This window comes from Clostridium sp. LIBA-8841, assembly GCF_057782475.1.
Genome location: NZ_CM173488.1, coordinates 2,529,327 through 2,544,145, shown reverse-complemented (window position 1 = coordinate 2,544,145; position 14,819 = coordinate 2,529,327). Strand labels below are relative to the sequence as shown.

Below are 14,819 nucleotides of genomic sequence, written 5' to 3'. Positions count from 1 at the left end.
ATATAATAAATAAAAAAGAAACCCACTAAATTCTACGGGTTTCTTTTTTATTTTATAGAATTTTAGTTATAAAAAAGTCCAATAAGTATATAGCGATACATGTAATGAGTATAAGTGAAACTACTATTAAGTTTCTCTTTTTATTCATTACAACTATAGCTATATATTCTCTAATCATGGCATTAGGCAAATAGTAAAGAGCTGTTTTGGAGCCTATACCTTGTGCTTTTAGACCTACTTTTCTAGCATATAAACTAGCTCTAAACACATGAAAGTTATTTGTTACAAAGACGCAATTGTATTTTTTGTTTTCTACTAATTTATCCATTATATTCTTTGAGAATCTCATATTTTGCAATGTATTTTTAGATTTATCTTCTAATATAGTATCTTCAACAGGAATTCCAGTAGCTATTGCATATTTTTGCATTGCTAAAGCTTCAGAAATTTTTTCGTCTGGACCTTGCCCACCAGAAAATATTATTTTAGGAGGATTATTAACTCTGCTTTGTTTTCTATAGAATTCTATTGCTCTATTTATTCTACTAGCTAAAAGAGGAGGAACTCTGTCACCAATTAGTCCACTTCCTAAAACTATTATAAAATCTTGATTTAATTTATTTATTCTAAATTTATAAAGTAATGATATGCTTAAAAAATTAAATATATCAAAAATAAAGTAAATTTCTATAAAAGTAAAAGCTCCTAATAAAGGTCTTAAATATTCAGAAAAATATAATTGTGGTTTAGTAAAACTGAAAATCAAATGTGCTATAAGAGCTAAGGCTAAAAAGAGAGTTAGCAAGTTAGCTGGACTTTTACTTTCATGTTTTAATACAATTTTGGAGTTTATCAATAAAGCTATTATAAGAACATATATTCCAAATAATAATATAAAAATAATAAATATAAAGAATATTCCAACTAAAACCATTAAAATTTTATTTTCTGTCAAGAAAGCTAAATAAACAATTGATAGCATTAAAAAGATTAGAAAAATATTAAATAATAATCCATTTATTAATTTTCTAGGATCTTTTAAATAGGATACTAGAAAGATTAAAAACATTACTGCTGTTAAAGCTAAAATAAAAGTCATAATACACCTCCAAATAAAAAATATATATAAATTGTAAATGGTTTTAATTTAAAAATCAAAAAATATTAAAACATTATTTTTTGCATTCTAAATATAGAAAGAAAGAGTAATCTAATTATATATAGGTAAATTATTATAATAATAATAATAAAATAGAATTTAACTTATGGAACAAAAAGGAGTATTATAAAGTTGTAAATAGTTTGTTAAAAAATAAACTATTAGGAGTTACAAGGTTTAAATTTTGGAGGTGTTTGAATGGGATACAAATTAAAATTACAAGAAGTAAATGATTTATTCAATGAGCTTAAAAAAGAGTATATAATTTATGCTCCCAAAGGATTTAAAAAACAAGGAAGATATTCAGATACAGATATTATAAAGTATGATGTTATAAATAATGTAGAAGAAATAGTATATAAAGAAAAGTCAACTTATCCAGTTAAAGAGGTTATTACTCCAATTTCTCAAACTTTATACTATTTTATAGAAAATGAGTTTAGAGAAAGTAAAATGGATAGTGAAAAGAAAATGCTTATATTTGCAAGACCTTGTGATATAAATGCACAAAGAAGACAAGATACTATATATCTTAAAAATGGAAACTTTGAAGATACATTTTATAAGAGAATGAGAGATAGAGTTAAATTTGTTTGCATGGAATGTACAGAGGGATGGGATACCTGTTTCTGTACAACAATGAATAGTAATAAAACTGATGATTATAGTTTAGCAGTAAGATTTAATGAGGATAACTTATTATTCAATGTTAAAGAAGATGAATTCCAAAAATATTTTGAAGGAAAAGAAGAAGAAGAGTTTGAACTTCAATTTATTGAAGAAAATATAGCAAAAGTTGAACTTCCAGAAATAGAGAATATTGAAGTTTTAAACAAATTAAAAGATCATCCTATGTGGGAAGAATACAATAAAAGATGTATTCAATGTGGAAGTTGTACAATTGCTTGTAGCACATGTACATGTTTTACAACAAGAGATATAGTTCATGATTCAAATCACAATATAGGTGAAAGAAAGAGAATACAAGCATCTTGTCATGTAGATGGATTTGATGAAATGGCTGGTGGACATGTATTCAGAAAAACAGCTGGAGACAAAATGAGATATAAGGTTATGCATAAAATTCATGATTATAAAGCTCAATTTGGAGAAGAGCATATGTGCGTAGGCTGTGGAAGATGTACAGATAGATGTCCTGAAAATATATCAATCACAGCTACTATTAATAAGGTTTCAAAAGCAGTAAAAGAGATAATGGAGGAGATGTAAATGGAAAATATTTTAACACCTAAAACATGTGAAATAATAGACATAGTTAAGGAAACTGACAAAGAGTGGACTTTTAGAATAGCTTCTGATGTTGTTCCAGAACATGGTCAATTCCTAGAATTATCTCTTCCTAAGGTTGGAGAAGCACCAATTTCTGTGAGTGGATTTGGTCCTGGATACTTGGACTTTACTATAAGAGCTGTAGGTAAGGTTACTGATGAAATTTTTAAATTACAGCCAGGAGATAAGATTGCCTTAAGAGGAGCTTATGGAAAAGGATGGCCTGTTGAGCAATTTAAGAATAAAAATGTAATAGTAGTAGCTGGGGGTACAGGTGTAGCACCAGTTAGAAGTTTAATAAATAAGTTCTATGATGAACCTGATTATATTGAAACTTTAAGTCTTGTATTTGGATTCAAAAATTCAGATGGAATACTATTTAAAAATGACTTAGATAGATGGAATGAAAAATTCAATACTATATATACGTTAGACAATGATACAAAAGAAGGTTGGGAAACTGGACTTGTAACAGTTCATTTAAATAAATTACCTTTAGAAAGCTTTGGAGATAACTACGAGGTTATCATAGTTGGACCTCCAGTAATGATGCATTTTACAGCTTTAGAATTCTTAAAACTTGGAGTTCCAGAAGATAAGATATGGGTTTCATTTGAAAGGAAAATGTCATGTGCAGTAGGAAAATGTGGACATTGTAGAATAAATGAAACATATGTATGTCTTGAAGGACCAGTATTTAACTATACAAAAGCAAAGACATTATTAGACTAGGAGGTATTATTTATGAATCATGATATAGATATTAAAAAGGTTAGATTAAATTGTTTTCGTCAATCAAAGGTTCCAGGAGAGTTTATGCTTCAAATGCGTATTCCAGGAGGGATAGTAGATGCTAAGTATTTATCACAAATACAAGAAATAGCAGAAACTTGGGGAAATGGAACATTTCATATGGGGATGAGACAAACATTCAATATTCCAGGAATTAAATATGAAAATATTCCAGCAGTAAATAAGTTTATAGAAAATTATTTACAAGAAGTTGAAGTTGATAGATGTAATTGTGATATGAAAGTTGATGAAAATGGATATCCAACAATAGGTGCTAGAAATGTTATGGCATGTATAGGAAATTCACACTGTATAAAAGGAAATGTTGATACTAAGGATATGGCTAACAAAATAGAAAAATTAGTGTTCCCATCACACTATCATATAAAAGTATCAGTAGCTGGATGCCCAAATGACTGTGCTAAAGGCCATTTTCAAGATTTTGGTGTTATAGGACAAGCTAGAATGGAATACCATCCAGAGAGATGTATAGGATGTGGGGCTTGTGTTAGAGCTTGTGAGCATCATGCTACAAGAGTTTTAAGCTTGAATGATAAAGGATTAGTTGATAAAGATCCTTGTTGTTGTGTTGGTTGTGGAGAATGTGTGTTAGCATGTCCTGCAAGTGCTTGGACTAGAAAACCAGAAAAATACTATAGAATAGTCATAGGTGGAAGAACAGGAAAACAAACTCCTAGAATGGGAAAAACATTCATAAACTTTGCAACAGAAGAAGTTGTTCTTGGAATATTTGGTAACTGGCAAAAATTCTCTGCTTGGGCTTTAGATTATAAACCAGAATACCTACATGGTGGACATTTAATCGACAGAGCTGGATACCATAAATTTAAAGAAATAATTCTAGATGGAGTAGAATTAAATCCAGAAGCATTAGTGGCAGATAATATATTCTGGGCTGAAACAGAGTACAGATCAAACTTCAATGTTAAACCAATAAAAATGCATAAATCAATAGAGTCTAACAGACCTTTAAGATAAGGGTTAGCTGTTAGGAAAGTATACCTAATTATATTAATGTTGATTTTAATTTGAGGATAATAATAGTTTAGAATTTGACGATTTATATGATTTATAGATTTTTCATTTAAAGGGAAGGGGTATACTCTTTAAATGAAATATAAGTATATAAGCTTTAGCAGTGCGGTTTTTTACTAAAATTAAAGGTCAAATTTATTTAAAATTGCATAGATTAAGAAAAATAAAAAATTTCTATAATCTATGCAATTTCTTATATAAGCAAAAAAATAGAATAAATTAGAAGATAGATATTAACAAAATATAAATTTATTAACAAATTATTAATAAATTAAAGCTTAAATTTAAATCTTTATTTTTTTGAGACTTTGCTTGTATTATTATTTAAATTTATAATAATAAATGTACCAAGCAAAGAATGTTAGCAAAATTTATTATAGATTTAATAAGTAATTTGTCCTAAGAAGTGAAAATTTCTTCTCCCTTTCATATCACTTTTTAGGACAGATTTTTGAAGACTTTAATATTTAGGAGGTTTTTAAAATGAGTAGTAGAACAATTAAATCATATTGGGGTGTTGAGTTAAGTCCAAGATTTATTGATGCTGGAGGGAAAAAACTTTGTGTAATATTACCTGGAATAGGATATTGTTTAGATAGATCTTATTTAGATTACTCAAAACAACTAGCAAAAGAGATAGGATATGATATTTTAGAAGTAGAATATGGATATCAAATAAATAGAAGTGAATTTAATCTTGAAAAAGAATTTAGTATAATGGTTTCAGAATCTTTAGAGGTTATAGATAATGCTATAGAAAAAGATTATGAAGAAGTTTTAATAATAGGAAAAAGCATTGGAACAAGTGTTCAATATTTTCTAAATGAAGATTTAGGAAAAAGATTTAAAAATATAAGAAATATATACATAAGTCCAATAAATAAAACTTTAAATGAGTTTAATATAGAACCTAATTCATTAGTTATAACAGGAAATGAGGATCCTTTATTAAGTATAGATAATAGAATGAATATAGAAAATAGAGATGATGTAGAAACCTTTGTAATTGAGGGAGGAAATCATGCTCTTGATATAGAAGGAAACGTAATGAAGACTGTTGATGATTTAAAAGAGTCTTTACAAATAGAAAAAGAATTTATATTAAGATAAATGTATTGGTATTGTGTAATATGAGAATGAAGAAGGTTAGTGATAAATTTCACTAACCTTCTTCATTCTTTATTTTATGCTGACAAAAATTATGGTGAAAATATGAAACTAATTCCATATAAAATATGTAAAGGGTTTAAATAAATGTGAATATTAGAATTTAAAAAGTTATTTTATAATAAATTTTTATTAAAATAGATATTTTATTGAGTTTTTAATAATTAAATAAAGAAATATATATAAAAATTTAAAAAGAATAGCTTGACAGAAAATGTGTGGAACTGATACCATATATTCATAAAGTAAAGGATATCAAAAGAGAAGGAAATTTTAGGAGGTTTTAAAATGAGTAAAGAACAAGTAGTTGCTCAAGAGATATTGAAAAATATTGGTGGAAAAGAAAATATAAAATCAATGGAACACTGTGCAACTAGATTGAGACTTATAGTTAAAGATAAGAGCTTAATAAATGAGAAGGCAATCGAGAATATTGACGGAGTAAGAGGACAATTTTTTGCAGCCGCTCAATATCAAATAATTTTAGGGACAGGCTTCGTAAATAAAGTTTTTGCTGCTATGAATGGCGAAGGAGTGGAAACTGGAAATGTAAAAGAAGATGCATATAGTGATATGACATTACCACAAAAAATATCTCGTACTTTAGGAGACATTTTTGTTCCTATAATTCCAGTGTTAGTTGCAACTGGTTTATTTATGGGATTAAGAGGACTACTAATTAACTTAGGAGTAGAATTTAGTCCAACTTTTAATACTTTATCAGAAGTCTTAACAGATACAGCATTTATATTCTTACCAGCTTTAGTGGCTTGGTCAACAATGAAGAAGTTTGGTGGAACTCCTGTAGTCGGTATAGTTTTAGGGCTTATGCTTGTAGCTCCTCAACTTCCAAATGCTTGGCAAGTTGCAGGTGGAGCAGATCCAATTTATATTTCATTACTAGGAATAAGTATTCCTATAGTAGGATATCAAGGATCAGTACTTCCGGCTTTAGTTTTAGGTATCATAGCTGCTAAACTTGAAAAGTTTATTAGAAAGTTTATGCCAGATGTATTAGATTTAATACTTACTCCATTTTTAACTTTATTAGTATCAATGATTCTTGGTCTATTAGTAGTAGGACCAATAATGCATACAAGTGAAGTTTATATCTTAGAACTATTCAAAATGTTCTTAAGTTTACCATTTGGTATAGGTGGAGCAATCATTGGTGGAGTTCATCAAGTTATAGTTGTGACTGGAGTTCATCACATATTTAATGCTTTAGAGGTTGAATTGATTTCAAGTACAGGATTAAATCCATTTAACGCAGTAATAACAGGAGCTATAGTGGCTCAAGGAGCAGCGGCTCTTGCAGTAGGATTTAAAACAAAAGATAAGAAAAAACGTTCATTATATATATCTTCAGCAATACCAGCATTCTTAGGAATTACAGAGGCTGCTATATTCGGAGTAAACTTAAGATTTATTAAACCGTTCATATTTGCATGTATAGGTGGAGTTGCATCAGGAATGTTTGCATCAATTATGAATCTTGCAGGAACAGGTATGGGAATAACAGCCTTACCAGGAACACTACTTTATATAAATACAGGTTTAATCCAATACTTTATAACTATTGCTATTGGATTTGGAGTTGCATTCGCTTTAACATATATATTCTTTAAACCAGAAGAATAAGATCTTCAGGCTCTGTTAAATGACAGAGCCTGATTTCAAATATTCTAAGTGGCTATATATGGTTAAAATCTTCTAAGTAATGATATAATTTATAATATAAGAAGATACATATATCTTTATTTAGGAGGAAAAGAATGAAGGTTACAATACAAGACATAGCTAATATGGTTGGAGTATCTAAAAGCACAGTTTCAAGATATTTAAATGGTGGCTATGTAAGTAGTGAGAATACAACTAAGATAAAAGAAGCAATAGAAAAAACAGGCTTTGAAACCAACTTTTTTGCTAAAAGATTAAAGTCTAAACAAAGTAAATTAATTGGAATAATAGTTCCTAGAATAGATTCATTTACAGCTGGAAAAACCTTAAATGGTATAAATAGAAAATTGGAACAACATGGATATCAAGGCATAATATTAACAAGTGAATTCAATACAGAAAAAGAATTAGAGCAAATTAATAAATTATATAACCAAGGGGTAGATGGAATCATTATCATGTCTTTTGAAATTTCAAAGGAGCATGTGAAATTGGTGAATAAACTTCCAATACCTATTTTGTTTACTGGACAAAAGAATGATTATGTAAATTATTTAGTTTTAGATGATGAGAAAATAGGGAGAGTTTTAGGTGAATATATAAAGGAACAAGAACATAAAAAAATTGTGTTCTTAGGAGTTAGTGAAAGTGATAGGGAAGTTGGGGTTCTTAGAAAGAAGGGATTTTATGATACCTTTGGAAAAGAGAGTCATATAGATTTTGTTGAAACTGACTTTTCTTTTGATAAAGCTTATGAGCGAGGAGAAGAGGTTTTAAAATATAATCCAACAGCCGTTGTGTGTTCAACAGATAATATAGCTCTTGGACTTATGAGATATCTTCTTGAGAGAGGAAAAAACATACCAGAAGATATATCTATTGCAGCCTTTGGAGGATATGAAGTCAGTGCAATAACATACCCATCACTAACAACTGTGAAAATTGATTATAAATTATTTGGTGAAGAAATAGCACTTAATATTTTAAGTTTAGTAAATGGAGAGAAAAGTACAAATACTTGCGAAATTCCTTTAGAGCTTATAATAAGAGAAAGTGTTAAAAAATTAAAGTAAATACAAAACATTTACTTCATCAAATATATTTATTCATAGAGGAAGGTGAAGTAAGTGGAATTTTTAAATAAAGAAGAAATAAATAAAAGGTCAGAAGAATCTTATAAAAGTTCTAAGGATTTATGGAGAGGTAATTTTCATTTTGAGGCTCCCTTTGGACTTATAAATGATCCTAATGGACTTAGTTATTATAATGGAGAATACTATATATTCTTTCAATGGAATCCATATGGATGCGAACATAAATATAAACATTGGGGATATGTAAAAACTAAAGATTTTAAAGATTTTTCAATTCCTCAGATAGCTTTAATTCCAGAAGATTATTTTGATAAAAATGGTTGCTATTCAGGTGGAGCTATTGTTAAGGATGGAAACTTAGAAGTTTTTTATACAGGAAATGTTAAAGGAGATAAGGGAGAGAGGATTTCTTATCAATGTAAGGGAGTCCTTCAAGAAAATGGTGAAATAAAGAAGTTAGGACCAGTTATTGAAGAATTACCAAAGGGATACACAGCTCATTTTAGAGATCCGTATGTTTGGGAAAAAGATGATGAATACTATATGATTCTTGGAATACAAAGAGAGGATCTAAAAGGTAGATGTGTAATATACAAATCACAGGATTTAGATAATTGGGATTTTCAAGGTGAATTAAAAACCGATTATGAGAACTTTGGGTTTATGTGGGAATGTCCTTCATTTTTTAAATTAGATAATAAAGAGGTTCTTATTTTTTCACCACAAGGGCTTGAAAAAGAGGAGTTCAGATATCAAAATATATATCAATCAGGATATTTAGTGGGAAATTTCAATTATGGTACTTTAGAATTTAGAAATGATAATGAATTTAAAGAGTTAGATATGGGATTTGACTTTTATGCTCCTCAAGTATTTAAGGATGAAAAAGGAAGAACTATCCTTATTGGGTGGATGGGACTTCCTGAAAAAGAAGAATTCCATTGTAGCAAAGAGAATGGTTGGGTATTTTCATTAACTATGCCTAGAGAATTAACTTTAAGGGATGGAATTCTATATCAAAACCCTATAAAGGAAATGGAATCTCTTAGAGGAGAGAAAATTGTAAACTTAAATGATATATATACAGAGAGTTTAAGCTTTAATGAAATAAAAGAGAATAGTTATGAACTTCAAATAGAAATAGATAAATATAAGGCATCAAAGTTTGAAATTGATTTTATGCAAAGTGAGAAAGAACATACTTCATTAATTTATGACTTTGAAAGAGAGATTTGTTTAATAGATAGAAACTCAATGCTTAATGGAGAAAAGGAGGTAAGAAAGTTTAAGTTGGAGTCTAACGGAAAGTTAAAAGTAAACATGTTTGTAGATAAATCATCAGTAGAAATATATTTCCAAGATGGAAGGGAAGTGGCATCATTAAAGCTTTATCCTAATAAGGAAAGTTTTAATTTAAGCTTAAAAACAGAAGATGGTCAAGCTAAAATAAATTCCTTAAATATATGGGAAATGAATGAGGTGAATTATAATGAATAAGGTATTTTGTATAGGAGAATTATTAATAGATTTTATAGGAAAAGATATAGGTAAAGGTCTCAAAAATGGAATAAACTTTGAAAAAAAGGCAGGAGGTGCTCCAGCTAACGTGGGAGCAGCTGTTTGTAAGCTTGGAGGAGAGTCTTATTTTTTAGGACAAGTTGGTAAAGATTCCTTTGGAAAATTCTTAGTAGATATGTTAAAAAGTATAGGAATAAATACTGAAATGACTAAAATGGAAGGATACACAACTTTAGCTTTCGTTGCTATTGACGAAAATGGAGAAAGAGATTTCGAGTTCCATAGAGGTAGTGATGGAGATTATTCTTTTAATAATATAGACTTAAACAAAATAGAAAAAGATGATATAATTCATTTCGGTTCAGCTACTGGTTTTCTAGAAGGAGAACTTAAAGAAACTTACTTTAAGCTTTTAGAGTTTGGAAGAGAAAATGGAAACTTCATTTCCTTTGATCCAAATTATAGAGATATGCTTATAAAGGAAGAAAACTTAGAAGAGTTTATAGAAGACTGTAAGAAGTTTATAAGTCTCTGTGATTTCTTAAAACTAAGCGATGAGGAGATAAAGCTTATAACCAAGGAAGAAGAGTTAGAGGCAGGAATTAAAAAACTTCATTCTTTAGGAGCAAAAATAGTTGCTGTTACTTTAGGTGGAAAAGGAACTCTTTTAAGTAATGGAAGCAATTTAGAAATAGTTCCATCAATAAAAATAATTCAAGTAGATTCAACTGGCGCTGGAGATGCCTTTGTTGGAGCTGTTCTTAAAAAAGTAAGCGAAGTAAAAAATAAAAAAGATTTAGATTTTAATTCATGGCAAGAAATAATAAGTTATGGAAATAAGGTTGGGGCATTAACTTGTACAAATTATGGTGCAATTGATGCTATTCCAAGAGAAGAAGATTTAATCAAATATAACTAGTTTAACTACTTAAGAGTATATAAATACTTTTTACAAAGCTCTGATTTAATAAGCTTTTAAATGTATTTATATACTTTTTTATATTAATATTGATTTTTAGCTAGTCCTTCAGATACAGATTACCTATATAAAAATTAAAGCTGGTTTAAAACGTAGATTTTTATTTGAATTAACGGATATTATCTTTATAGTAAGGCATATTAAAAAATTAACATGAATATAATTTAGTAAAGTAATTTCTAAGGGGGAGCCTTGAAAGGAGTTTTAAGAAATATATGCTATGATGATAGGAATCTTTTAGCTATAGGATTAGCGTTTATATCAAATTTAATATTTCTAAATACAACTGAAAAATCATACATTAATAATTTTTATGAACTTTTAAGCTTAGAGATAAAAGAGGCTCTAAAGGCTGGTGGTATTATTTTCATAACTTTTATAGCCATAATTCTTTTAGTTATTGCTTTAATAATCAGCATAAATATAATATTATATTCTAATGAAATCTTTAACAAATTTGTTTCAGTAGGTACTATTATAGTAGTCTTTATAATAGCTTTCTATGGATTAAGTTATAATATTCAAGGATTTAAAATATTATTTTTAACCTTGTTTTTTATAGCATTATTCTTTAAAGTTTGGGAAGATTCAAAAAATAAAAATTAAATATAAGCATAGTAAATTTAAAGTATTTCTATGAAAATAACTCAAAAAAACTTATAAATATATTTAGAGAATTACCAGATTTTAAGTGAAAGTCTAAATTTTAATTTAGATTCTTGAACTTATACAATGGAACTTTAGTTACATTGTAGTCATTAATTATAGCAAGTACTCTGAATATTTATAAGTTTTATTTTTGAGTTTTGATATAGCTCCTTTTAGAAGAATTTAATTTTAAGAAACTTGATCAATTGAGATGATAGATACATTTCTCTTTTCAAATTCATCAATTATCCTTTGGAGTGTAGAATCTTTTTTGTAATTACTTTCAGGATAACCATCTTGTCCATCTTTGAAGTCTATTAAATTCATTTCTAAAAATGGATGATAAAACATTCCAGCGAAAGTGTTTTTAGACATTTTTGCAATTTTATTTAACATAACATCTTCTTTACCATTTTCAACATAATAAAGTGGAGTTGGAACATAATAAGTACCGCTTCCAGTTGGAGATTTCATAGGTTGTGTTTGATGTTTATTCTCATCATAATCATTAAATATATATTTAAAGTTTTTTTCTAAAGCTTCATTTTGAGCTTTATTTATAGTATAATGAGGAGCTTCAAAGAAGCCTATATTTATATCTAAATCTTTAGCTATTTTCATAGCTTGATCCATTCTTGTAGTTACATCTTCTACAGAAGGATTATATTTTCCAAATTCAAATCCTTCTCCACTCACTGTATCACCTGTTTGGTGAGTATATCCATGAAGACCTATTTCTCCTTTATGAGAAGATGCAAAATCTAAAGTATATATAAGCTCAGCGTTAGCAAAGTTATTTTCTTTAGAAGGATCCATATCTATGTTTTTACCAGGATTAACATATCTAGGTATCCATGCTATATGGTAAGGGATGTTTTTCTTTCCTAAATATCTACCCATAACTCTTATTGTTTCAAGATAATGTGAATCATATTCTGAACCAGTTCCTGTTGACTTAACATCTTCAAATCTTATTATTCCTTTTTGAGGACCATTTCCCTTGTAAGGTTTAACATCCAACATATCTTTATTAGTATAAAGTTTAATAAGCTTGTCCTTTGCGTACCATCTACTTTTTAAATCTAACATATTAGCAACATCTATTAAAGACATATATACTACATCGTCTTCTACTATAGGGTTAACTTTAAATTTATTATTTTCTGAGTTTTCTTTTGTAGCATCATTCCAAGTATTATCTTTTAAATTAACTTTGATATTTTTATTTTCAAAGTTAATATCTAAATTTTCATCTTCTAATTTAATTTCACCGCCATTATCTTTTACTATTTCACTGATAGGAACTAAATACCTATTTTTATCTAAATATATTGGTAATTTTAAATCTTGCATTTTACCGTTAAGGTTTATTTTGATATTATCCTCTTGTTTATCTAATCCATCAAATTTTTCTAAGCCTAAAACTGATAGTGTGTTTTTAGTAGGACCATTTTGTAGTCCACAACCACTTAATAAAAGTATAGAAAAAATTAAGATGGACACTTTAAAATGTTTTTTCATGTAGTGCCCCCTTGTATTAATTATGATCAATTCTTTTTATAAATTGTAATAAAAAAGAAAAGTGTACATTAATAATATTATTTTACATATTAAGGGTTTGATTTACAAAAAGGTTAAAAAAATATTAATAAATGTAATGGAATTTGTTTTTTTATAAAGATATATATAATTTATGATTTAAAATAAATTTAGTTTACAAGAAAATTTAAGTTATATAATATTTTAAGATAAAAATATATAATTAATTTTATTTATTTTACAAAAATGTAAAGTTGTATGTATAATTAAGGTGTAGCTGGGAAATAAAGTTTAACAAGGGGGTGAATTCTATATATTGACTTAATTAAGTTAATTATAGATATATAATGACAAATATTAAAAAAGGATTTGATATATTTTTAGTCTGGGCCTTAAGAATATTACTTTTATTTGTTATAGGCGGGACAGTAGTGAAGGCATATCTTTTTGATGAAGTTACAAGTGTATCACTTATACTAATAGCACTAAGTTTTTTATTTGTTTTAGGAATTTTCATTGCGATAAAAAAAGGGATTAATAAAGTTATATTAATGACATTTATTTTAATTGTGGCTTTGGCAATTAGATTGTTATGGTTTTATAATATAGATAGTATTCCTGTTGGTGATTTTAACAGGATGTTTATATGTGCAGGAGATTTTTTAGGCGGTACAAGTTATATGTTTAAAGGTACAGCTTATATGGGAAGATTTCCTCATATGACTATAACTGTTCTATATTTTGCACTGATTAGAAATATATTCTCTAACCCATTAGTTACAATTAAACTTATCAATATAGTATTTTCTATGATAAATGTAATATTACTTTATTTTGTTGGTAAAGAGGTTTTTCAAGATAAAGAAAAGGGAATTGGAGTTATGGCAGTTGCTGCAATTTTTCCACCTATGATTTTTTATAATAATGTATTTTCTTCTGAGAACATGGCTATGCCACTTTTTATTGCAAGTGTACTCATGATTTTAAAAGGATATAGGGCTGAGAGCTTTTCTAAGAAGTCTTTATTTGTATTAGGATCTGGAGTGTTATTAAGCTTATCTCAACTGTTTAGACCTATAGGATATGTTGTTATAGTTGCATATGTAATGTATATACTTATATATTTTAAAGAAGGAATAAAATTAAAACTTCTAACTTCTCTAAATGTGATTTTAAGTTTTATATTACCATGGGCTTTAGCAAGCTATATGCTAATGGCATTAAATATAACAGAATATCCATTGTGGCATGGAACAGAACCTTTAAGTATATCAATTTTAAAGGGAACAAACATTGAATCTCAGGGAAGATGGAATGAGGAAGATGCAAAAATATTCAATGAATATGATGGAGATTATGAAAAGGTTGATGAAGTTGCAAAAAGTATTATAAAAGAAAGATTAACAGAAACTCCAAAAATGGAATTATTAAAGTTTTATGTTACTAAATTCATGAATGAATGGAATACAGGAGACTTTGCAGGAGCTTATTGGGCTGAAGTTGGATTAGATGAAGGGTATAATAGAGATGAGTATTTAAACATGCTTGGAAAGACAGAAGGTAAAATGATAATAAGAATGAGTACAGAAGGTGCATTATATACAAAGGTATTTTGGTTAGTTCTTGTACTAATGACTTATTTAGGGCTTTATAGAAAGAGAAGAGATAGAAATTATTCAATAGATTTATTTTATATAATATTTGGAGGGGCTTCTCTATTTGGTCTTATAACAGAGTTCCAAGACAGATATACTTATCCATATTCATGGATATTTATAATTCTTGCTTTCACAGCTTTCAAATTAAAAGAAAAAGAAAGTAGTGGCTCTTTATTTTATAAGAATTTATAATTCTAAGATGAAAAGTAAATTTTATAAAAGATGATAGCAAAATTTGC

General features: G+C 27.8%; 12 protein-coding genes. 10 read left to right on the top strand and 2 right to left on the bottom strand.

Annotation, left to right across the window (positions count from 1 at the left end; genetic code table 11):
• Nucleotides 1-52: 52 nt before the first annotated feature.
• Complete coding sequence (locus AC2A4K_RS10965; protein WP_322502531.1) at nucleotides 53-1,099, bottom strand: YdcF family protein; 1,047 nt, start codon at nucleotides 1,097-1,099, stop codon at nucleotides 53-55.
• Nucleotides 1,100-1,357: 258 nt separating this feature from the next.
• On the opposite strand from AC2A4K_RS10965, the gene asrA reads away from it, so the two are divergent.
• The 9 genes from asrA (at nucleotide 1,358) to AC2A4K_RS10920 (ending at nucleotide 11,341) form a co-directional block, all read left to right on the top strand.
• Nucleotides 1,358-2,389: an anaerobic sulfite reductase subunit AsrA gene (gene asrA / locus AC2A4K_RS10960; RefSeq protein WP_322502530.1), complete on the top strand. Its 1,032-nt coding sequence runs from the start codon at nucleotides 1,358-1,360 to the stop codon at nucleotides 2,387-2,389.
• Nucleotides 2,390-3,181 carry an anaerobic sulfite reductase subunit AsrB gene (gene asrB / locus AC2A4K_RS10955; protein ID WP_322502529.1) on the top strand — a complete coding sequence of 264 codons (792 nt, stop codon included), beginning with the start codon at nucleotides 2,390-2,392 and terminating at the stop codon, nucleotides 3,179-3,181.
• A gap of 12 nt (nucleotides 3,182-3,193) precedes the next feature.
• Nucleotides 3,194-4,240, top strand: a complete 1,047-nt coding sequence (gene asrC / locus AC2A4K_RS10950) for a sulfite reductase subunit C (RefSeq protein ID WP_322502528.1) — start codon at nucleotides 3,194-3,196, stop codon at nucleotides 4,238-4,240.
• 540 nt (nucleotides 4,241-4,780) lie between these two features.
• Nucleotides 4,781-5,407, top strand: a complete 627-nt coding sequence (locus AC2A4K_RS10945; protein WP_322502527.1) for an alpha/beta hydrolase — start codon at nucleotides 4,781-4,783, stop codon at nucleotides 5,405-5,407.
• A 345-nt stretch (nucleotides 5,408-5,752) separates the two neighbouring features.
• Nucleotides 5,753-7,105, top strand: coding sequence for a sucrose-specific PTS transporter subunit IIBC (locus AC2A4K_RS10940; protein WP_322502526.1), 1,353 nt, complete (start codon nucleotides 5,753-5,755; stop codon nucleotides 7,103-7,105).
• Between the two features lie 134 nt (nucleotides 7,106-7,239).
• Entirely contained in the window at nucleotides 7,240-8,217 is a 978-nt protein-coding gene (locus AC2A4K_RS10935; RefSeq protein WP_322502525.1) for a LacI family DNA-binding transcriptional regulator, read from the top strand.
• A gap of 54 nt (nucleotides 8,218-8,271) precedes the next feature.
• Nucleotides 8,272-9,735, top strand: a complete 1,464-nt coding sequence (locus AC2A4K_RS10930) for a glycoside hydrolase family 32 protein (protein ID WP_322502524.1) — start codon at nucleotides 8,272-8,274, stop codon at nucleotides 9,733-9,735.
• Entirely contained in the window at nucleotides 9,728-10,675 is a 948-nt protein-coding gene (locus AC2A4K_RS10925) for a carbohydrate kinase family protein (protein ID WP_322502523.1), read from the top strand. The genes AC2A4K_RS10930 and AC2A4K_RS10925 overlap by 8 nt, the downstream gene beginning before the upstream one ends.
• A gap of 252 nt (nucleotides 10,676-10,927) precedes the next feature.
• Nucleotides 10,928-11,341 carry a zinc ABC transporter ATPase gene (locus tag AC2A4K_RS10920; protein WP_322502522.1) on the top strand — a complete coding sequence of 138 codons (414 nt, stop codon included), beginning with the start codon at nucleotides 10,928-10,930 and terminating at the stop codon, nucleotides 11,339-11,341.
• A gap of 231 nt (nucleotides 11,342-11,572) precedes the next feature.
• On the opposite strand, the gene AC2A4K_RS10915 is transcribed toward AC2A4K_RS10920, so the two are convergent.
• Entirely contained in the window at nucleotides 11,573-12,904 is a 1,332-nt protein-coding gene (locus AC2A4K_RS10915; protein ID WP_322502521.1) for a polysaccharide deacetylase family protein, read from the bottom strand.
• 449 nt (nucleotides 12,905-13,353) lie between these two features.
• On the opposite strand from AC2A4K_RS10915, the gene AC2A4K_RS10910 reads away from it, so the two are divergent.
• Nucleotides 13,354-14,772 carry a glycosyltransferase family 39 protein gene (locus tag AC2A4K_RS10910; RefSeq protein WP_322502520.1) on the top strand — a complete coding sequence of 473 codons (1,419 nt, stop codon included), beginning with the start codon at nucleotides 13,354-13,356 and terminating at the stop codon, nucleotides 14,770-14,772.
• Nucleotides 14,773-14,819: the final 47 nt, after the last annotated feature.

Coding starts and splice junctions, on each gene's coding strand:
- AC2A4K_RS10965 (WP_322502531.1), bottom strand. CDS start 1,099: ATGACTTTTATTTTAGCTTTAACAGCAGTAATGTTTTTAATCTTTCTA.
- asrA (WP_322502530.1), top strand. CDS start 1,358: ATGGGATACAAATTAAAATTACAAGAAGTAAATGATTTATTCAATGAG.
- asrB (WP_322502529.1), top strand. CDS start 2,390: ATGGAAAATATTTTAACACCTAAAACATGTGAAATAATAGACATAGTT.
- asrC (WP_322502528.1), top strand. CDS start 3,194: ATGAATCATGATATAGATATTAAAAAGGTTAGATTAAATTGTTTTCGT.
- AC2A4K_RS10945 (WP_322502527.1), top strand. CDS start 4,781: ATGAGTAGTAGAACAATTAAATCATATTGGGGTGTTGAGTTAAGTCCA.
- AC2A4K_RS10940 (WP_322502526.1), top strand. CDS start 5,753: ATGAGTAAAGAACAAGTAGTTGCTCAAGAGATATTGAAAAATATTGGT.
- AC2A4K_RS10935 (WP_322502525.1), top strand. CDS start 7,240: ATGAAGGTTACAATACAAGACATAGCTAATATGGTTGGAGTATCTAAA.
- AC2A4K_RS10925 (WP_322502523.1), top strand. CDS start 9,728: ATGAATAAGGTATTTTGTATAGGAGAATTATTAATAGATTTTATAGGA.
- AC2A4K_RS10915 (WP_322502521.1), bottom strand. CDS start 12,904: ATGAAAAAACATTTTAAAGTGTCCATCTTAATTTTTTCTATACTTTTA.